Genomic DNA, 255 nt, shown 5'->3' with positions numbered 1-255 from the left:
CGCCGCGTAGAGCAGCTCGTGGGCGTTGAAGAGGATGTCGTCGGAGGCCTTGCCGAAGCCCATCTGCACCGCCTCGAGCGCGCTCTTGGCGACCTTGGCCATGGCGATGGTCTGGAAGCTCTCCTGGATGTACAGGAACACGTCGCCGCCGGCGGCACGCCTGGCCAGGGCATGGGCCTGCAGCGCGAACTCCTTGCTGCCGCCACCGGCCGGGATCAGCCCGACGCCGGCCTCGACCAGGCCGACATAGCTCTC

Annotated in this window: 1 pseudogene; it reads right to left on the bottom strand. The window is 69.0% G+C overall.

Annotated features, from left to right (window positions below):
• Positions 1–255, bottom strand: a pseudogene (locus tag GQB03_RS22840) (3-hydroxyacyl-CoA dehydrogenase); the annotation flags it as partial.

The sequence above is a fragment of the Cognatazoarcus halotolerans genome, from assembly GCF_009800965.1.
Lineage (GTDB): Bacteria > Pseudomonadota > Gammaproteobacteria > Burkholderiales > Rhodocyclaceae > Cognatazoarcus > Cognatazoarcus halotolerans.
Note: the sequence above shows the minus strand (reverse complement) of the source record. Positions and strands in the feature narration are given on the sequence as shown.